This window comes from Paraburkholderia sp. A1RI-2L, assembly GCF_048957375.1.
Lineage (GTDB): Bacteria > Pseudomonadota > Gammaproteobacteria > Burkholderiales > Burkholderiaceae > Paraburkholderia.
Genome location: NZ_JARBTA010000001.1, coordinates 684,592 through 702,313, shown reverse-complemented (window position 1 = coordinate 702,313; position 17,722 = coordinate 684,592). Strand labels below are relative to the sequence as shown.

Annotated in this window: 17 protein-coding genes and 4 tRNA genes; 8 read left to right on the top strand and 13 right to left on the bottom strand. The window is 63.9% G+C overall.

Annotation, left to right across the window (positions count from 1 at the left end):
* Nucleotides 1–67 precede the first annotated feature (67 nt).
* Together PWP93_RS03390 and gloB are read right to left on the bottom strand one after the other, a co-directional pair.
* Nucleotides 68–1,711, bottom strand: a complete 1,644-nt coding sequence (locus tag PWP93_RS03390) for a transglycosylase SLT domain-containing protein (RefSeq protein ID WP_421024348.1) — start codon at nucleotides 1,709–1,711, stop codon at nucleotides 68–70.
* 154 nt (nucleotides 1,712–1,865) lie between these two features.
* Complete coding sequence (gene gloB, locus PWP93_RS03385) at nucleotides 1,866–2,711, bottom strand: hydroxyacylglutathione hydrolase (RefSeq protein WP_421043457.1); 846 nt, start codon at nucleotides 2,709–2,711, stop codon at nucleotides 1,866–1,868.
* A 19-nt stretch (nucleotides 2,712–2,730) separates the two neighbouring features.
* Between gloB and PWP93_RS03380 the strand changes: the two genes are divergently transcribed.
* The 4 genes from PWP93_RS03380 (at nucleotide 2,731) to PWP93_RS03365 (ending at nucleotide 4,957) form a co-directional block, all read left to right on the top strand.
* Nucleotides 2,731–3,564, top strand: coding sequence for a class I SAM-dependent methyltransferase (locus PWP93_RS03380; RefSeq protein WP_421043456.1), 834 nt, complete (start codon nucleotides 2,731–2,733; stop codon nucleotides 3,562–3,564).
* The gene (gene rnhA / locus PWP93_RS03375) at nucleotides 3,561–4,010 is read left to right on the top strand and encodes a ribonuclease HI (RefSeq protein WP_421043455.1); all 450 of its coding nucleotides are present in this window, start codon (nucleotides 3,561–3,563) and stop codon (nucleotides 4,008–4,010) included. The genes PWP93_RS03380 and rnhA overlap by 4 nt, the downstream gene beginning before the upstream one ends.
* A gap of 77 nt (nucleotides 4,011–4,087) precedes the next feature.
* Nucleotides 4,088–4,834 (top strand): DNA polymerase III subunit epsilon, encoded by a 747-nt coding sequence (dnaQ, locus tag PWP93_RS03370; protein WP_421043454.1) that lies wholly within the window; start codon nucleotides 4,088–4,090, stop codon nucleotides 4,832–4,834.
* Nucleotides 4,835–4,882: 48 nt separating this feature from the next.
* Nucleotides 4,883–4,957 (top strand) — tRNA-Val (locus PWP93_RS03365).
* 154 nt (nucleotides 4,958–5,111) lie between these two features.
* On the opposite strand, the gene PWP93_RS03360 is transcribed toward PWP93_RS03365, so the two are convergent.
* The 3 genes from PWP93_RS03360 to PWP93_RS03350 all read right to left on the bottom strand — a co-directional run bounded on the left by PWP93_RS03360 (nucleotide 5,112) and on the right by PWP93_RS03350 (nucleotide 7,900).
* Nucleotides 5,112–5,576, bottom strand: a complete 465-nt coding sequence (locus PWP93_RS03360) for a DUF2214 family protein (protein WP_421043453.1) — start codon at nucleotides 5,574–5,576, stop codon at nucleotides 5,112–5,114.
* 104 nt (nucleotides 5,577–5,680) lie between these two features.
* A complete protein-coding gene (locus PWP93_RS03355) occupies nucleotides 5,681–6,544 on the bottom strand; it encodes a hypothetical protein (RefSeq protein WP_421043452.1) in 864 nt (287 codons plus the stop codon).
* A gap of 291 nt (nucleotides 6,545–6,835) precedes the next feature.
* The gene (locus PWP93_RS03350; protein ID WP_421024354.1) at nucleotides 6,836–7,900 is read right to left on the bottom strand and encodes a glycosyltransferase family 4 protein; all 1,065 of its coding nucleotides are present in this window, start codon (nucleotides 7,898–7,900) and stop codon (nucleotides 6,836–6,838) included.
* 743 nt (nucleotides 7,901–8,643) lie between these two features.
* Here PWP93_RS03350 and PWP93_RS03345 point away from each other — a divergent pair.
* Nucleotides 8,644–10,491 carry an ABC transporter ATP-binding protein gene (locus PWP93_RS03345; protein WP_421044996.1) on the top strand — a complete coding sequence of 616 codons (1,848 nt, stop codon included), beginning with the start codon at nucleotides 8,644–8,646 and terminating at the stop codon, nucleotides 10,489–10,491.
* Between the two features lie 127 nt (nucleotides 10,492–10,618).
* Here the strand turns inward: PWP93_RS03345 and otsA are convergent, their stop codons facing one another.
* Nucleotides 10,619–12,052, bottom strand: coding sequence for an alpha,alpha-trehalose-phosphate synthase (UDP-forming) (gene otsA / locus PWP93_RS03340; protein WP_421043451.1), 1,434 nt, complete (start codon nucleotides 12,050–12,052; stop codon nucleotides 10,619–10,621).
* 77 nt (nucleotides 12,053–12,129) lie between these two features.
* Nucleotides 12,130–12,879, bottom strand: coding sequence for a trehalose-phosphatase (gene otsB, locus PWP93_RS03335; protein ID WP_421043450.1), 750 nt, complete (start codon nucleotides 12,877–12,879; stop codon nucleotides 12,130–12,132).
* Nucleotides 12,880–13,334: 455 nt separating this feature from the next.
* On the opposite strand from otsB, the gene PWP93_RS03330 reads away from it, so the two are divergent.
* From PWP93_RS03330 to PWP93_RS03320, 3 genes are all read left to right on the top strand, one after another.
* Nucleotides 13,335–13,955 (top strand): SCO family protein, encoded by a 621-nt coding sequence (locus PWP93_RS03330; protein ID WP_421044995.1) that lies wholly within the window; start codon nucleotides 13,335–13,337, stop codon nucleotides 13,953–13,955.
* 89 nt (nucleotides 13,956–14,044) lie between these two features.
* Nucleotides 14,045–14,503 (top strand): copper chaperone PCu(A)C, encoded by a 459-nt coding sequence (locus tag PWP93_RS03325; RefSeq protein WP_421044994.1) that lies wholly within the window; start codon nucleotides 14,045–14,047, stop codon nucleotides 14,501–14,503.
* Between the two features lie 45 nt (nucleotides 14,504–14,548).
* Nucleotides 14,549–15,418 carry a cytochrome c oxidase assembly protein gene (locus tag PWP93_RS03320; protein WP_421043449.1) on the top strand — a complete coding sequence of 290 codons (870 nt, stop codon included), beginning with the start codon at nucleotides 14,549–14,551 and terminating at the stop codon, nucleotides 15,416–15,418.
* Between the two features lie 39 nt (nucleotides 15,419–15,457).
* Here PWP93_RS03320 and PWP93_RS03315 read toward each other — a convergent pair whose 3' ends face one another.
* From PWP93_RS03315 to pgsA, 6 genes are all read right to left on the bottom strand, one after another.
* Nucleotides 15,458–15,958 carry a GNAT family N-acetyltransferase gene (locus PWP93_RS03315; RefSeq protein WP_421043448.1) on the bottom strand — a complete coding sequence of 167 codons (501 nt, stop codon included), beginning with the start codon at nucleotides 15,956–15,958 and terminating at the stop codon, nucleotides 15,458–15,460.
* A 93-nt stretch (nucleotides 15,959–16,051) separates the two neighbouring features.
* Nucleotides 16,052–16,324, bottom strand: coding sequence for a DUF2164 domain-containing protein (locus tag PWP93_RS03310; RefSeq protein ID WP_421043447.1), 273 nt, complete (start codon nucleotides 16,322–16,324; stop codon nucleotides 16,052–16,054).
* A 132-nt stretch (nucleotides 16,325–16,456) separates the two neighbouring features.
* Nucleotides 16,457–16,530, bottom strand: a tRNA-Cys gene (locus PWP93_RS03305).
* A 133-nt stretch (nucleotides 16,531–16,663) separates the two neighbouring features.
* A tRNA-Gly gene (locus tag PWP93_RS03300) sits at nucleotides 16,664–16,739 on the bottom strand.
* An 86-nt stretch (nucleotides 16,740–16,825) separates the two neighbouring features.
* Nucleotides 16,826–16,901 (bottom strand) — tRNA-Gly (locus PWP93_RS03295).
* A gap of 176 nt (nucleotides 16,902–17,077) precedes the next feature.
* Entirely contained in the window at nucleotides 17,078–17,668 is a 591-nt protein-coding gene (gene pgsA, locus PWP93_RS03290; RefSeq protein WP_421043446.1) for a CDP-diacylglycerol--glycerol-3-phosphate 3-phosphatidyltransferase, read from the bottom strand.
* Between the last annotated feature and the right edge of the window lie 54 nt (nucleotides 17,669–17,722).

Genomic DNA, 17,722 nt, shown 5'->3' with positions numbered 1-17,722 from the left:
AAAGTGATCGGAGCGAAACACCGTGCACTGCCCCCGCAGTGCACGGCTGAGCATCCTTCGCCAGCCGCTATTTGGATTTTTGCTTCTGCGCGTGGGTTCCGGCCTTCGGGCGGCTTGCCGTACCCTTCGACGCCTTGCTGGGCGCTGCGCTGGAGGCTTTCCCCTTGACGGGCTCGGAAACCTTGACGACCTCGGTGCGCGCGCGACCGTGTTTCTTATCGTAGCGCGACTTGGAACCCGTGTCTGCAACCCGGGTCCCGATGCGCTGCACGCCACCGCCGGAAACATTCGTCGCCAGGCGCTCCGGCCCCGGCTCGCTCGGCATCGCCTTGCCGACCGGCACGTGCAGCACCAGCACTTGCCCGGGGCTCACTGCGTCGCGGCGCGTCTTGTTCCAGGCCTTGAGCTGACCGACCGAGACACCATAGCGTCCCGCCACCGCTTCCATCGACTGCTTGCGACGCACGCGAATCAGCATCTTGCGCGTGTCGGGCACGTCCGGCTCCATGGCCAACACAGCGCTTTCGGCCACGTCGGCACTGATGTCCTCGTCGTCGCCATCGTCGGTGCGCGGCACCACGAGCGTCGAACCGGCCTTCAGGCGCATGCCCGCCGGAATCTTGTTGACCGACATGAGCGTATCGGCGTCCACGCCGATCTTCTGCGCAATGGCCGCGGGCGTGGCGCGCGAATCGGTCGTGTAGGTGGTCCAGGACGAAAGCTGGCCCGAATACGACTTCAGGTTGCGCTCGAACGCACCGGCGTTATCGAACGGCAAGAGGATCTGCGGATCGCTTGATCCGAGAATGACCGGCTTCTTGAACGACGGATTGAGCGACCGGAACTCGTCGGGCGTCATGTTTGCAAGCTTGGCCGCGACGTCCACGTCGATGTCGTGCGACGTGGTGACCGTGACGAAATACGGGTGATTGGGAATGGACTGCAGCACAAGCCCGTATTGCTGCGGGTTCATCACGATATTCTTGACTGCCTGCAGCTTGGGCACGTAGTTGCGCGTCTCATTGGGCATGCGCAGGCTTGCGTAGTCGGTCGGCAGGCCAGCCGCCTGGTTGCGCGCGATGGCGCGTTGCACGTTGCCCTCGCCCCAGTTGTAGGCGGCGAGCGCGAGATACCAGTCGCCGAACATGTCGTGCAGGCGCGTGAGGTAGTCGAGCGCCGCACTGGTGGAAGCGAGCACGTCGCGGCGCTCGTCCTGCCACATGTTCTGCTTCAGGTTGTAGGTGCGGCCCGTGCCGGGCACGAACTGCCACATGCCCGCCGCCTTCGCGACGGAAAGCGCCTGCGGGTTATACGCGGATTCGATGAACGGCAGCAGCGCGAGCTCGGTCGGCATGTGCCGGGCCTCGAGCTCCTCGACGATGTGGTAGAGATATTTCTGCGAACGCTCGGTCATGCGCGCAACGTAGTCGGGGCGCTGCGCATACCACTGCGCGTTCATGTCGACCAGGTCGCTCTGCAGGTCGGGCATCTGGAAACCGCGGCGAATACGTGCCCACAGGTCGGCGTCGGGACTCGTGAGCTGGTCCACCGAACCCTTGTCGACATTGATCGTTTCTTTCGCTGCGGAGGTCTTGCGGATGGCGTCGGCACGCGCCTGGGGATCGGCTGGGGAAAGCGAATTCGCAGTCGGTCCCCCGCTCGCACAGGCTGCGAGCATGAGAACCAACAGCGCGCTTAGGATAAATCGCATGAACGTCTACTTGCTAATGGCGGGAATTTGCAGCCGATAGTACGGAACGCACACGTTTCCGTCAATCGGAATAATTGGAGAAATCCCAAGTAAATCCGCAGCTTGCACGATGTTCCATACTTTTGGGATGAGGATGCCCTCGCGCGCGGTCAGGTCAGCGGAACCGGTTCTTCCATTCCCGCATCAGCGTAAAGGCCGCCAGCCGGTCCGGCACCGCCTCGTGCAGCGACTCGGCAAGCGTCGCCTGCACGGCCGGATCGCCAGCGCGCAAGAATGGATTCACGGCACGCTCGTGTGCGATCGTGGTCGGCAAGGTCGGCTCGCCGCGCTCGCGCAGCGCCGCCGCTGCGCGGCTCCAGTCGCGCAAATCGGTGTTGTCCGGATCGCAGGCGAGCGCGAAACGGATATTCGAGAGCGTGTACTCGTGTGCGCAATGCACTTCCGTGCTGCCCGGCAGCGCCGCAAACGAATCGAGCGAAGCGAGCATCTGCGCGGGCGAGCCCTCGAAGAGGCGCCCGCAGCCACAGGCGAACAGCGTGTCTCCGCAGAACAGATGCGGCTTGCCCGACGGATCCGAAGCCTGGAAATAAGCGATATGGCCGCGCGTATGCCCCGGCACGTCCATCACCTTGAAGTCGAGCGCCGGCGCGCCCAGATGCACCGCGTTGCCGCCCTTCACGCGCGTGACGAACCTGTCGAGCGGGCCGAGCGCCTCGCCCGCCGGGCCGTACACGGGCACGCGCTCATCCGAAAGCAGGTCGGCCACCCCGCCGACGTGGTCGTTGTGGTGATGGGTGAGTAAAATAGCGGCAAGCTGCCAGCCTCGCTTCGCCAGATACGCGCGAACCGGCGCGGCGTCGCCCGGATCGACGACAACGGCATGACTGCCGTCCGACACGGCCCAGATGTAATTATCTTCAAAAGCCGGAACTGGTACGTATTCGAAGTTGGCGGCAAGCGTGGCGGCTGGCACGGATGCGTGCTCAAGCGGACTATTCATGGGGCGGCGAACTTTTCACATGTCTGACCGAACAATTATAGACTGGCCCGCCTGGACCGAATCGCCCGCAGGCCAGTACGTGCTGGGCTGGGAGCAAGAGCAGCTCGACCGCGTGGTGTCGAACATCTTCGGCTACCATGCGCTGCAGCTCGGCCTGCCGCAGCTCGACGCCCTGCGCGAGAACCGCATGTCGTGCCGGGGCCTCGTGCTCGATGCAGCCAGCGCCGCGAGCGCGCCATATATCGTGCCGGGCACGGAGCCGCGGCCCGCCCTGGCGACGTCCGGCGTACTCCATGCGCCGGACGGGCGCAGCACGGTCTGGTGCGACCATCTCGATCTGCCGTTCGAGGCGCAGAGCGTCGATCTCATCGTAATGCCGCACACGCTCGAATTCACGAGCAACCCGCACCGCCTGCTGCGCGAAGCTGAGCGCGTGCTGATGCCCGAAGGGCAGTTGCTGATCGTCGGCTTCAATTCGCTCTCGCTGTGGGGTGCGCGCCAGTCGGCGGCGAAGCTCACGGGGCATCCGTTCCTGCCCGCGCGCGAAGACCTGATCGCCTTCACGCGTCTGAAAGACTGGATCAAGCTGCTCGGCTTCGAGCTTGAACGCGGACGCTTCGGCTGCTATCGTCCGCCGCTCGCCACCGAGAAATGGCTCGGGCGCTACACCTTCATGGAGGCCGCCGGCGACCGCTGGTGGCCGATCTTCGGCGCCATCTACATGGTTTCGGCCATCAAGCGTGTGCGCGGCATGCGCCTCGTCGGCAAGGTGAAGGTCAAGAAGCCGGCGCTGGCTGCAAGCCTGGCGCCCGCGGCCACCACTCCCTCCCCTACTCGCAACAAGGACTCATGAGCTCACCCGACTTCGTCGAAATCTTCACGGACGGCGCCTGCAAGGGCAACCCCGGCCCCGGCGGCTGGGGCGCGCTGCTGCGCTTCGGCGCGCAGGAAAAAGAACTGTTCGGCGGCGAGCCCGGCACGACCAACAACCGGATGGAGCTAATGGCGGTAATCGCCGCGCTCGACGCCCTCAAGCGTCCGTGCAAGGTGATCGTGCACACCGACTCGCAGTATGTGCAAAAAGGCATCAGCGAGTGGATCCACGGCTGGAAGAAGAAGAACTGGATGACGGCTGCGAAAACACCCGTCAAGAACGACGACCTGTGGAAGCGCCTCGACGCGCTCGTCGAGCAACATGAGGTGGAGTGGCGTTGGGTCAAGGGCCACGCAGGGCATCCGGAAAACGAGCGCGCCGATGCGCTCGCGAACCGCGGCGTCGCTACGCTCGCAGAACTCTGAGCGGCCCACGCGCCACGTACGGCGCGCTTCGCCAGACGCGCCACCTCCGCCTCCTACGCCATCACGCTTCAAACGACATGCGACAGATCATTCTCGATACCGAAACCACCGGCCTGAACCCTCGCACAGGCGACCGCATCATCGAAATCGGCTGCGTCGAGCTGGTCAATCGCCGGCTGACGGGCAATAACCTGCACTTCTACGTTAACCCCGAACGCGACAGCGATCCGGGCGCACTGGCCGTGCACGGCCTCACGACCGAATTCCTCTCGGACAAGCCGAAGTTCGCCGAGGTCGCGAACGAGATTCTCGACTTCGTGCGCGACGCCGACATCATCATCCACAACGCGCCGTTCGATATCGGCTTTCTCGACGCAGAGTTCGCGCTGCTCGGCAAGCCAGCGTTCAGGGAACACTGCGGCGAGGTGATCGACACGCTGGTGCAGGCCAAGCAGATTTTCCCCGGCAAGCGCAATTCACTCGACGCGTTGTGCGACCGCTTCGGCATCAGCAACGCGCACCGCACGCTGCACGGCGCGCTGCTCGACTCGGAGCTGCTCGCCGAGGTTTATCTGGCGATGACGCGTGGCCAGGAAAGTCTCGTCATCGACATGGCCGGCACGACCGAAACGCCCGGCGTTGTGGCGACACCGCGCGTGAAGTTCGAGATGCTCGCGCTGCCCGTGATCGCTGCAAGCGAAGAGGAGCTCGCCGCGCACGAAGCGCTGCTCGATGGTCTCGACAAGGCGATGAAGGGAACCTCGGTATGGCGCACGCAACCGGCCACCGCCGACGAGAACGCAGGTGCTACGCAAAATACTTAAAAAGGGCTTTACAAGATTAGAAACACCCGGCATAATTTCAATCTCTTCGGGTGGTTAGCTCAGCGGTAGAGCACTGCCTTCACACGGCAGGGGTCACTGGTTCGATCCCAGTACTACCCACCAGAATTCCTGGTGTTGGTAAAGACAAGCACCGAAGATCAAAACCCCGTTGCGTATGCAACGGGGTTTTTTCATTTCAGCCGCACAAATCCGGCAATGGTCAGGATCCCGATATAAACCGCTCGCCTCTTCTTCCACCGGGTCATGGCGAGTCGCGCTACTCGCCGAACATGCCAATACCAACCCCGCGCGCCATCCCCGTCGCGGCGATCACCATCACGACAAGCAACACCGTCTGCCATGCCCCGATGCGCGCGTACTTCTGCGCTCCCGTGAGATCCGGCACATCGCCGCGACGCACGGCGAGCCGCCAGCGCAGCAGCGCCATCATCGGTGCAATCTCGAGCAACAGGATCAGCACGAGCGCGCCCATCTTCACGTGAAAGAGCGGCTCATGCAGGTAATAGTCGGCGCCCTTCTCGAAGCCACCGAACGCGCGCATTGCCCCGGTCACGATCAGCAAGACCGCTGAGATACCCCAACCGTTGTCGGCGCTGAAGATCTGCGGAAGCGCCTCAGTGGAGGTGCAGCGGCGCAGTCCGCGCGTGCGCCGCAGAATCGACGCCAGCGCGAGGCCGAAGGCCAGCAGGTGAATGGCGGCAAGCAACCAGCGTATGAGCATCGCGACTCCTTCGAAACGACGACGGGATCGACAAGCTTGCGCGGATACCCTTCGCGCGGGGATTGCCTGAAGCGGCACTGCCGGGCGGTCCGCCCGGCGCGCCTTCACGCTGCCACGACGGGCCGGACCTGTTTCAGAACGGCGTCGAGTGCGCGCGCAGCGACGCGGTCGCCTTCCGTAGCGAGCCTCACGCGCAGAACGGTCTGGCGATTGTGACCCGCCGCTGCCGGCGAATCCCACAGCAATTCGATCTTCGGCCGGCGCCCGGCGCTGTGCGCCGGCGCGGCGCGCCCGGGCGATGAGACCGGCGTCGTCAATGCACTCGGGGTGGCCGATTCAGCAACCGGTGCGAAGTGTGCCGCATCGGCTGCCGGCTGACTATCCGCCGGCCAGCGCACCGACAGTTCCCGCGCATCGTACTGCCCGACCTTGCGGCTCTCCAGCCACACAACCGTGGTGCGGGTGACCGCGTCGACCGATATGGCGTAGCGCCCGATCGCGAAGCGTCGCGCCGCCACGTTGGTGCGCCACAGTGCGCGCGGGCGGCAGATCCAGACCACGGCCGCATAAAGCGCCGGCGCCACGACGAGCCAACCGTTGGTGGCCTCGATCGCTTGCACCGCGCGCCGCCAGCCGTCGGCCCACACGAACATGCCAATCGACCACAACGCGAACAAACAGCCCAACACGCCGAAGACGCGCAACGCCTGGCGCAGCCATTGAGGCAGCGGATGAAACGGTCGTTCGGCGCGGGCCTTCCCGCCGGGCAGCACGATCAGCAGAAACAGGAAGATGAGATTCAGGCACGCGACCGGCGACGAAGCCATGCCCCGCAGCGCGACCAGGAAGTTCATGTCTCCCATCGAGTGGAGCCAGCGCGCAAGAATCACGACACCGATTGCGCGCAGCGCGAACAGCTTCCCGGCACCGGGAACGGCGGCGGCGCGCGTCGGTCGGGATCTCGCCAAGGCACTTCTCCTGAGGTCGCGTTTTTGTTGCGCTGTGGTCGTCATGCAACGTCGTCTTGCGCGGTTATCATGCGCGGCTGTCGTCAATGAATTGCGGATTTCGCGGAACGGCCATTATAGGGACATTGCCGCCACCCCTCACGCTCGCAGATGCGTTTGCATTGTTCCGCACCCGGATGCGGCGAAAATGCGACAACGCCCCGGTGCACAGCACCGGGGCGTTGGAGTGGCGGCTTGCCCGGGGTTGTCTGCGCGCCTGCCATGCAAACGCGCAGATCCGGCAGACGCCAGTTAGCCGGCGTTGACTTCGCGCAGCACCGTGCGGTGCTTTTGGCGCAGCAGATCTTCGTACACGGCAACGTAGTTGCGTGCCATCACCTTCGACGAGAAGCGTGCCTCGAACGCGCCACGCACTTTCTCGCGCGACAGCGTCGACAGACGCTTGACCGCCGCGACTGCGCTGATCTCGTCTTCGACGACGAAGCCCGACACACCATTCTCGATCACTTCCGGCACCGAGCCGCGCTTGAACGCGATGACCGGCGTACCGCAGGCCATGGCTTCGATCATGACGAGACCGAAGGGCTCCGGCCAGTCGATCGGGAACACCAGCGCATGCGCATTGCCGAGGAACTCACGCTTTTCGTGCTCGCCGATTTCACCGATGTACTCGACGTGCGGCAGCGCCATCAGCGGCTTGATGACTTCTTCATAATAGGCGCGGTCGGCCTTGTCGATCTTGGCGGCGACCTTGAGCTTCATGCCCGCCTGACCGGCGATACGAATCGCCTTGTCGAGACCCTTCTCCGGCGAGACACGGCCGAGGAAAGCGAGGTAGCCGGGCTCGACATTCGGAATCGGCTTGAGCACGTCTTCCGGCAGGCCGTGGTAGACGGTCTGCTGCCACGCGGCTTGCTGCAGCGGGAGGCGCTGGTTGTCCGAGATCGAGACCACCGGCACGTCGCTGAACGCGTTGAAGATCGGCTGCAGTTCGGGCAGGTCGAGACGACCGTGCATGGTCGTGACGAACGGCACCGGCTGACGCTGGAACAGCGAGAACGGGTAATAGTCGATGTGGAAGTGCAGCACGTCGAATTCGTCCGCGCGGCGGCGCACTTCTTCGAGCAGCAGCATGTGCGGAGCCATCACGTCGCGAATCGTCGGGTCGAGGCGCAGGGCCTGCGGCCAGAATGCTTCGAGCTTTGCCGAGGTAACCGAATCGCCGCTCGCGAAGAGCGTGACGTCGTGCCCTTGCTCGACCAGCGCTTCGGTCAGGTAGGAGACCACCCGTTCCGTGCCGCCGTAGAGCTTGGGAGGAACCGCCTCGTGCAACGGAGCAATTTGAGCGATTCGCATAGTGGTGAACTCCTTCCTCGAAATAATCGGGCTAAGTACTGCAATTTTGACAATCGACCTCGCGAGCCGCGGCTTCCTTGCCGCTCGCCCCACCAGGCGTTCCGTACCGCTAACCGCGCCGGCAGGCCGGCACACAGACCGACGCAGTTGTGAAGTGTCGTGTTGACACAAGCGGCGGTTCAGGCGGTAAACGCGCAGGGTTCGCGGTCGTTGACATTCATGCTGTCAAATTCCCTACGCTGTTCGAGTCGGCATTCTCCGGGTTTGCACCCATAGCCGACTACGAGATTTCAAACTCTTTACGTTGTTACAAAGTGGAAACACTCCGCAACCCCTTGTTTTTTAAGCCCGTTCTAGATTTGGGGTTCGTTTTCGAGCAGCGCAGCTTCGGAATCGGGGTTAAATTACTGTTTTATCTGGCCCTGATTTTCTGGATAGTGCGGCTCGGGGCGGGTCGTGCCTACGCTACGGCGCGTCATGTGAGCACATTTGGCGTGCCACAACGGAATCTGTAATTGTATCTCGAAAAGTGCCATGAAAACCCACCGAGCCTCCGGCGCGACACCATGTCCTCAAGGAGTCCTCGCTGCGGCATAGTCGCGATAAGATTCGCGTCCCTCGGGCACGAGCCGTGCGGCTCGCCCCCGGGGTGTTTACAATGTGGAAATTCCGCCAGGTTTGCCGTTGCGCGCCTTCTTGTCTCTTTTTCTACCTTGCACGGACAACGCTCCGCCAGACCGAACATCGATCAATTGGAACAACATCTGACCATCGCCCAGCGTAACGCCCACAACGCAAAGCTCGCGAGCTATGCGCGGCGGCCACTTGCGTTCCTGTTCCGCTATATCAAGCGCCATCCGTTCGCCCATGCCGTCGTGCTCACGAGCGTGTTCGCAGCCGTGGGCTGCGCACTCGCCTCGCAGTACGCGATCAAGCATCTGATCGACGTGCTCGGCGCGGGCCGCCACCATCCCGGTCCGCTGTGGACGGCATTCGCGGTCCTCGTCGGCCTGATTGCCGCCGACAACCTGCTCTGGCGGGTAGGCGGCTGGTTCGCCGCGCACACCTTCGTCACCGTCACGGGCGACTTGAGGCGCGACCTCTTTCAGTACCTGAGCGGCCACTCGAACACCTACTACGCGGAAAAGCAGCCCGGCACGCTTGCAAGCCGCATCACCGCCACCTCGAACGCCGTCTACACGGCCGAGAACACCACTGCCTGGAACGTGCTGCCGCCGTGCATCGCCGTGGCCGGCGCCATCGTCATGATCACTTCGGTCAATCCGTTGATGGCGGCGGGCCTGCTGCTGTGCTCGGCGATCCTTTCGATCATTCTCTTCAAGCTTGCCGGGCGTGGCTCGGCGCGCCATCACACGTTCGCCGCCAGGGCGGCCGCCGTGGATGGCGAACTCGTCGACGTGATCGGCAACATGGCGCTCGTGCGCGCCTTCGGCATGACGCTGCGCGAGCAAAAACGCTTCGGCTCGACGGTGAAATCCGAACTGGACGCGCGCCGCGCGAGCCTGCTCTATCTGGAAAAGCTGCGCCTGCTGCACGCCGTCATCACGGCGATGCTCTCGGCCGGCCTGCTCGGCTGGGCGCTGTGGCTCTGGGACCAGGGCAAGGCCACGTCAGGCGACATCGTGCTGGTGAGTTCGCTCGGCTTCACGATCCTGCACGGCACGCGCGATCTGGCCGTAGCGCTCGTGGACGTCACGCAGCACGTCGCGCGTCTGGCCGAAGCCGTGCAGACGCTGCTCGAGCCGCACGGCATGCCCGACCGCGACGACGCCACCGAACTCGTGGCCCAAGGCGGCCGTGTGGACTTCGAAGGCGTCACCTTCGCGTACCCGCACCGCAAGCCGATCCTCGATCACTTCGACCTGCAAATCGAGGCGGGCCAGCGCGTGGGCCTGATCGGCAAGTCGGGCGCGGGCAAGACCACCGTGCTCGCGCTGCTGCAGCACTTCTACGACACCCAGAGCGGCTCGATCAAGATCGACGGCCAGGACATCGCCCATGTCACGCAGGACAGCCTGCGCCACGCCATCGCGCTCGTGCCGCAGGACATTTCCCTGCTGCACCGCTCGATCTACGAGAACATCGCCTATGGCCGCCCTGACGCCAGCCGCGAGGAAGTGCTCGCCGCGGCCCGCGAGGCGCGTTGCGCCGATTTCATCGAGGCCATGCCCGAAGGCTACGACACGATCGTGGGCGACCGCGGCGTGAAGCTCTCGGGCGGCCAGCGCCAGCGCATCGCGATCGCGCGCGCGATTCTCAAGAATTCGCCGATCCTGTTGCTCGACGAAGCCACCTCGGCGCTCGACAGCGCCTCGGAAGAAGCCATCCAGCACGCGCTCGACCGGCTGATGGTGGGCCGCACCGTGATCGCCATTGCGCACCGGCTCTCCACGCTGCACAACTTCGACCGCATCATCGTGATGAGTTCGGGCAAGGTGATCGACGATGGCAGTCCCGAGGAACTGCGCAATCGCCCGGGCCTGTACCGCGACCTGCTCGCGAAGCAGTATGGCAAGCAGTCCACGCTCCATCTGGGCAGCAAAAAGGCCGACGAAAAACACGTCGCCTGATGTAAGCCGCCAGGCGCCTTGTGCGCGCCGCGCGCACGAAATGAAAAAGCCGCTTCCTGCAAGAAGCGGCTTTTTCGTTTTCGGCGGCGCCCGGTGTGCTTGGGACACATCGGGGCGTGCCTTGCCCCTACGGTTGTTGCGCGGGTTCCACGGTCGGCAACGACACGCCAGCGCGCGCGCCAACGCCCGTCAAATCGCGCATGAAGCGATCGCGCCAGACCGAAACATTGTTCTCGCGCAATTGGACCATCATGTCGTTATAGCGTGCGAGGCGCTCGGCGAGCGGCATCGCGAGCGCCTTGCCTAGCGCATCGGCCATGCCGTCGATGTCGAGCGGATTCACGATCAGCGCTCCGCCCAATTCCTGTGCAGCGCCCGCGAAGCACGAGAGCACCAGCACGCCCGGATTCTCGGGATCCTGCGCGGAAACGTATTCCTTCGCGACGAGATTCATGCCATCGCGCAGCGGCGTCACGTAGCCCACATGCGAAGCGCGAAAGAGCGCCGCGAGCACGGCGCGTTCGTACTGGCGGTGGATGTACCAGATCGGCGTCCAGTCGAGCTCGGCAAAGCGGCCGTTGATGCGCCCCGACTCGGCCTCGAGCCGCAGGCGGATGTCCTGATACGCGTGCAGGTCGGCGCGCGTGGGCGGCGCGATCTGCACGAACGACACCTTGTTGCGCTGCCCGGGAGCATGCTCGAGCAGCCGCTCGAACGCACGAAAGCGCTCGACGAGACCCTTCGAGTAATCGAGCCGGTCCACGCTCATGATGACCTTGCGGCCATGCAGGGTGGCCTTGAGCGTGCGCACCGGCTTGCCACGCTCGCCGTCTTTTGCGAGCTCGGCGACTTCGTCGGGATAGACGCCGATCGGATAATCGTTCGCGCACAGCGTCTTGCCGAACGCCTCGATCTGCGTGAGGCCATCGGTGCGCTTCGCGATCGAGCCGCCCGCCTCGTTCACGATGTAATCGCAGAATGCGCGCAAGTCGGGCTTGGTCTGGAAACCGAGCAGGTCGAACGAGCACAGCGCCTGAGCCAGCTCACGGTGCGGCGGCACCGCCAGCAGCACCTGCGAAGCCGGAAACGGAATATGCAGGAAGAAGCCGATGCGGTTTTTCACGCCCGCCGCGCGCAACGCCCCCGCGAACGGAATCAGGTGATAGTCGTGGACCCAGATGACGTCCTCCTCGCGCAGAAGCGGCACGAGCTGCTGCGCGAGCCACGCGTTCACGCGGCAATAGCCTGCGTATTCGTTGCGGTCGTACTGCACGAGATCGGCGCGATAGTGGAACGCCGGCCAGAGCGTGGCGTTCGAGAAGCCGCGGTAGTACTGGTCGTAATCGCGGCGCAGCAGGCCGATGGTCGCGAAAGTCACCGGGCCGCGCTCCTCGAGCTGGATCTGCGGCTGGCCGGACGAGAGCACTTCGCCGCTCCAGCCGAACCACATGCCACCGGTTTCCTTGAGCGCGTCATAGACGCCGACCGCAAGACCGCCCGCAGCCGGGCCGCCTTCGGAAATCGGCGCGACCCGGTTCGACACGATGATCAATCGGCTCATGAGATGCAGGTTCCGTGCAGAAAAGAAATGAGGTACGGCCGCCTATGCGCCAAAGCAGGCGCCAAAGCAGGCGCCGATCAGACGCCGCGGGCCGTCGCGACGAGTGCGTCGAGCCATACGAGCAGCGCTTCGACCGACTCGACGCGCGTTTTCGCGATCGTGTCGCCGCCGCCGACCTTGATCGACAGGCCACCCTCGGCATTGACCACGGCGAAGCCCTTCTCGTCGGTCAAATCATCGCCGGCGAACACCGGCGTGCGGCCCGCGAACGGCGGCTCGTCGAGAAAAGCGCGCAGTGCGCGGCCCTTGTCGACGTCCTTCGGCTTGATCTCGTAGACCATCTTGCCGGGTTGCAGCACGTAGGCATCGGCAAATTCGGCCGCGAGCTTTTCAGTGGCCACACGCGCAACGTTCTCGTGCTCGGGCGCATTGCGGTAGTGGAGCGCGAGCGCCGCGCCTTTGATCTCGAGCAGCATGCCCACGTGCGTGCGCACCACTTCGGCGAGCACCTGCTCCATGTGCAGAAGACGTTGATCATTGAAGCCGACGCGCTGCGTATCGCCGTTCGCGTCGCGGCGCTCCGCACCGTGCAGGCCCGCGACGGGCAAATCGGGCATGCCGAGGAAAGAATCGATGCTTTCGACGCCGCGCCCGGACACGACGGCCACTGCGCCGTGCGTCGCACGGCGCAGCACGGTGAGCAGCGCCAGCATGTCGGGGCGCACCAGCACGCCATCGGGCGTGGGCGCAAGGTCGACGAGCGTGCCGTCGAAATCGAAGAAAAACGCCGTCTTGTCGAACGGCAATTCAGCCGGAAGTACTTGCATTACGTTCGTTTCGTCCCTCGGCGCATGAACCGGGCGGTGATCCGGCGAGCGTTCGCCCGCCGAAAGAAAGTGTGCGCATCTTACCGCGCATCGTCCTGATTTTCGAGAAAGGAAAGCCTGCGCGGCCGTTGCGACGGCCTTGTCACGCCAGCCTGACACTCGATGACGAATACGCTGTCGACGCCGATGTGTTCCGACGCTTTTTACGCCGGAGCCTTGTTGCCGCAAGTTTCCTGCCCACGCAGATGGGCTTCGGCCGGCACACTACGTGCGTCAAATTGACCCTGCCATGCCGCCGCGCCGAGCCGCGCGCCGCAGCGAGCACCCAATTTTGCTACAGTCCAGCGACACGGCGCGAGCTGATCACGCCCACGTCCTTGTAAATCGATTTAACGAGAGAGCCTTTGTTCCCCGAGTTCGACGCTTCACATTCGTCGCATTTCGCCTCCCGCGCCCTGGCCCACCTTGCCCGCTGGCGCCGTACACGCCTCGCGGTACTGTTGACGCTCACCGCCGGCTCGGTACTCCTTGGCGCCTGCACGCGGGCAGCCGAGCCGTGGCAACTCACCGACGTAAGCGGCCATCTGCCCGATCTCACCTTCGCGCTCACCGAAGACAGCGGCAAGCCCATCACAAGTGCCGATCTGCGCGGCAATACCACGCTGGTGTACTTCGGCTACACGCATTGTCCGGATGTCTGCCCGGAAACGATGGCGCGTCTGATGCAGGTCATAGCGGAACTGGGACCCGACGCACAGCATGTGCGGATACTCTTCATCAGCGTCGATCCCGCACGCGACACGCCGCAAGCGCTGCACGCCTATGTGCGCGCGTTCGATGCTCAGCATGCGCTCGGCCTCACCGGCACCGATGCGCAAATCGAGTCGCTGGCAAAACGCTATCGCGTGGCGTATCAGATGGAACAGCGCGACCCCGACGGCAGCTACGACGTCACGCACAGCTCGGCCGTCTACGTGTTCGACGCGCAGGGCCGCGCGCGCCTGCTCGCCACCGACAAGGACTCGCCCGACGCCATCGCACACGACGTGCGCCGCGTCATCGGCCCGGCGGCGTAGGCGCCGGCGCGACCCTCAACCCGGTTTTCGGACCACCCGCAACAGGAACTGCCATGACGATGAAAATGAAGTCCCACAGCGTGACTCGCATGAACCCCATGACCCGCTGGAGCGCCGCGCTCGGCTGCGCCCTCGCCTGCACGTTCGCTGCGTTCGCCCCTGCGGCGCATGCAGCCGACGCCGCGCTCACCGCGCAGAACCCATGGGTCCGCTGGCTGCCCAACGATCTGCCGGCAGCGGGTTACGTCACGCTGAAAAACGACAGCGACAAGCCGGTCGACCTCGTGAACGTGACGAGCGACGACTACGGCATGGTGATGCTGCATCAGACCGTTTCGAACGGCTCGACGCAGAAGATGGTGATGGTGCACAAGGCCACGGTACCCGCGCACGGCACGCTCGCGATCGCACCAGGCGGCTATCACCTGATGCTGGAGCACGCGAAGCACAAGATCGCACCCGGCGACACCGTGCACGTGAAGCTGCAGTTCTCGGACGGCGCGACGCTCGACACGCCGTTCGCGGTGAAGCCGCCGTCGCAGCAGTAATACGGCGATGAAGACCCGCGCCACGAATCAGCGTAAAAAACCGCGATGAACCTGCTCTACTGGCTCGACCCGTGGGAGCCGTCGCCAACGGTGGTGATCGCCGTAACCCTGGCGGCGGCGCTGTTCATACGCGGCCAGCGTCATGCGAGGGTCTCGCTGCCGCGCCGGATCTCCTTCTGGTTCGGCCTGGGCGCGCTCTATGTCGCGCTGCATACACGGCTCGACTACTTCTTCGAGCATGAGTTCTTCATGCACCGCGCGCAGCATCTCGTGCTCCATCACCTCGGGCCGTTCTTCATCGCGCTCGCTTATCCGGGCGCGGCGCTGCGCGCCGGCATCCCGTTCGCGTGGCGGCAACGCTTCGTGCGGCCCGCGTTGAACGCGCGGCCGCTGCGAGCGATGCTCGACGTCGTCATGCATCCGGTGGTCGCGGTGACGCTGTTCGTCGGGCTCATCTACTTCTGGCTGCTCTCACCGATCCACTTCGTCGCCATGCTCGACTGGCGGCTCTACCGCGTGATGAACTGGAGCATGGTGATCGACGGCCTGCTGTTCTGGTGGCTCGTGCTCGATCCGCGCCCCGCGCCGCCCGCGCGCCTCGCGCCCGGCAAGCGCGTGCTGGTCGTGATCGCGGCCATTCCGCCGCAAATCGTGCTCGGCGCGTTCATTTTCTTTACGCCGCACGAGCTCTATCCGATCTATTCGATTTGCGGACGCGCGTTCACATGGCTCTCGCCCATGCGCGACCAGCAGATCGGCGGCCTGCTTCTGTGGATCCCGGGATCGATGATGAGCGTGGTTGGCGCGTTGATCGCGCTGCGTCACTGGATTCGGCTTTCGGCGCGCGGACGGCTTAAGCGCACGCGAGGTGCGCGCGAACCCGAACGGCGTTCGCACAGCGCCCAGCACACCTGAGCGCGCGCAAAACGTCTATACGGAACACTACTCGGAGGACTACTCGGAGCACTGCTCTGAACGCATCCACACGTGCGGGATGCCGTCTTCGTCGTGGATCTCCGAAACCGGCTCGAAGCCGAACGCACCGTAGAACTTCTGCAAATGCGCCTGGGCGTGCAGCCGCATCGGCACGCCCGGCCATTGCCGCGCGATGTGCGCGATCGCGCGTTCGAGCAAGCCATTGCCGAGCTTGATGCCGCGAAAGTTCGGCGACGTCACCACGCGGCCGATGCGTATGTCCGGATCCTGCGCGTCGGGCAGCAGCACCCGCAGATAGCCCGCCAACTCGCGCGCCCCGCCCCGCTCGCCCCAGGCGAACAGATGCCAGGCATCGCCGTCGAGCCCATCGATATCGCCGTACACGCAGTTTTGCTCGACCACGAACACAGCCGAACGCAGCCGGAGCATTTCGTAGACATCGCGCGAAGAAAGCGCATCGAATGCGGTCCATTGCCAGTCGAGTTGTGCCGTCGGCAATGCGGGAGGCTGCGCAATCATGGGATTTCCGTCAGGACGTGCTGAAACGCCGATTATGCCTTGCGGCGCACGCACGGCACAAACTGCACATACGGCGGCCGGCTCCGCAGCGGCTCACTTGCGCCGGCGCGGCAAGTCGAACTTGCGCCAGTACTGAAACGGTTCTTCGTGGAGATCGATGTCGAGTTCGACGATGCGCGCCTGCATGCGGTCCTGCGCATCGGCGATCGCGCGGTTATAGACGGCAGGCGCGATCTCATCGAGAAAGAAGCCCAACAGGCCGCCCGCAGCGACATTGCCGATCGGCTCGTCCATGTTGGCGTCGAAGTAGCGCTGGATCGACGCAATCGCGGCAGCGCGCGCATCTTCGGGGAGCTCGATGGGCATGGGAAAGTCCGGAGGAAGCGATGCATCGATTGTGCTCGAACTCGCGGGACGGCACATCATCCGTTTAACCAGGCATCGAATGCGAGGTAGAAAAAAGAAAAGCCACCCGAAGGTGGCTTTTCTTGTCTTACCTGGAGGCGCGAGCCGGAGTCGAACCGGCCTACACGGCTTTGCAGGCCGCTGCATAACCGCTTTGCTATCGCGCCAAAAGCGGACTGTTCGATGTTCCGCGCACACTGCACTGCTTGCGCGCACAACCATCGGCCAGATTCTGTGCGGCAGCCGCCTCGTAAAAACGGCCTGCCAAACAAAAGGGGAAGCGCTGCTTCCCCGGAATTCTGGAGCGGGAGACGAGTCTCGAACTCGCGACCTCAACCTTGGCAAGGTTGCGCTCTACCAACTGAGCTACTCCCGCATTTTTACTGCCGAACACTTTTTACTGCTCCGGCGCCTCGTTTTACGTTACTGCCGCACTACCGCAAAAACGCTGCCCCTAAAATCTGGAGCGGGAGACGAGTCTCGAACTCGCGACCTCAACCTTGGCAAGGTTGCGCTCTACCAACTGAGCTACTCCCGCATCTTCCTGCTTTGCCGCTGATTTACCGCTTAACTTCAGCGATCTCCACCGCATCTGCTTCGTTTGCTGCTTGTCGTGCAGCGGAGAAGTGAGATTATGTATAAGCCGCTGAATCGTGTCAACCCCCTCGGGTGATCTTTTTAAAAAAGATTCGCGGGAAGTCCAGGCTGCGCCGCTTACAGGCTCCCCCGCTCGCGTATCTGCGGCCACGCGAGCTTCATGTAATAGAGCATCGACCAGATCGTCAGCACGGCTGCCACGTAGACGAGCCACGTGCCCCACACGCGCGAGTCGAACAACGTGTGGCCGCCGACCGTCAGCGGCGCATAGAACAGCAGCATGGGGATCGCCACCATCTGGCAGGCCGTCTTGAACTTGCCGAGCTGGTTTACAGCAACACTTTTTGACGCGCCGATCTGCGCCATCCATTCGCGCAGCGCCGAAATGGCGATCTCGCGGCCCACGATCACGAGCGCAATGGCTGCGTCAAGACGTTGCAGGCGCACGAGCACCAGCAGTGCAGCCGTCACCATCAGCTTGTCGGCCACTGGGTCGAGGAACGCGCCGAACGACGAGGTTTGATTCCACTTCCGCGCGAGATAGCCGTCGAACCAGTCGGTGAGCGCCGCGAGCACGAAGATCACCATCGCCGCGATATTCTGGTGCATCGGGCTCAGCATCGTTTCCGGCAGATAAAACACGCCAACCACGAGCGGAATCAGCACAATCCGCAGCCATGTCAGAAGAATTGGAATATTGAACGGCATCGTGTGGCGCAGTCTGTCAGGGGGAGATTGCAATGATGGGAGATGCAATTGTGC

Excerpts from the sequence above, each read along its gene's own strand:
- PWP93_RS03325 (WP_421044994.1), top strand. The coding sequence starts at position 14,045 with ATGAACCCCATGACCCGCTGGAGCGCCGCGCTCGGCTGCGCCCTCGCC.
- PWP93_RS03320 (WP_421043449.1), top strand. The coding sequence starts at position 14,549 with ATGAACCTGCTCTACTGGCTCGACCCGTGGGAGCCGTCGCCAACGGTG.
- PWP93_RS03315 (WP_421043448.1), bottom strand. The coding sequence starts at position 15,958 with ATGATTGCGCAGCCTCCCGCATTGCCGACGGCACAACTCGACTGGCAA.
- pgsA (WP_421043446.1), bottom strand. The coding sequence starts at position 17,668 with ATGCCGTTCAATATTCCAATTCTTCTGACATGGCTGCGGATTGTGCTG.
- PWP93_RS03360 (WP_421043453.1), bottom strand. The coding sequence starts at position 5,576 with ATGCTCATACGCTGGTTGCTTGCCGCCATTCACCTGCTGGCCTTCGGC.
- PWP93_RS03380 (WP_421043456.1), top strand. The coding sequence starts at position 2,731 with ATGTCTGACCGAACAATTATAGACTGGCCCGCCTGGACCGAATCGCCC.
- gloB (WP_421043457.1), bottom strand. The coding sequence starts at position 2,711 with ATGAATAGTCCGCTTGAGCACGCATCCGTGCCAGCCGCCACGCTTGCC.
- PWP93_RS03310 (WP_421043447.1), bottom strand. The coding sequence starts at position 16,324 with ATGCCCATCGAGCTCCCCGAAGATGCGCGCGCTGCCGCGATTGCGTCG.
- PWP93_RS03350 (WP_421024354.1), bottom strand. The coding sequence starts at position 7,900 with ATGCGAATCGCTCAAATTGCTCCGTTGCACGAGGCGGTTCCTCCCAAG.
- otsB (WP_421043450.1), bottom strand. The coding sequence starts at position 12,879 with ATGCAAGTACTTCCGGCTGAATTGCCGTTCGACAAGACGGCGTTTTTC.
- rnhA (WP_421043455.1), top strand. The coding sequence starts at position 3,561 with ATGAGCTCACCCGACTTCGTCGAAATCTTCACGGACGGCGCCTGCAAG.
- dnaQ (WP_421043454.1), top strand. The coding sequence starts at position 4,088 with ATGCGACAGATCATTCTCGATACCGAAACCACCGGCCTGAACCCTCGC.
- otsA (WP_421043451.1), bottom strand. The coding sequence starts at position 12,052 with ATGAGCCGATTGATCATCGTGTCGAACCGGGTCGCGCCGATTTCCGAA.
- PWP93_RS03390 (WP_421024348.1), bottom strand. The coding sequence starts at position 1,711 with ATGCGATTTATCCTAAGCGCGCTGTTGGTTCTCATGCTCGCAGCCTGT.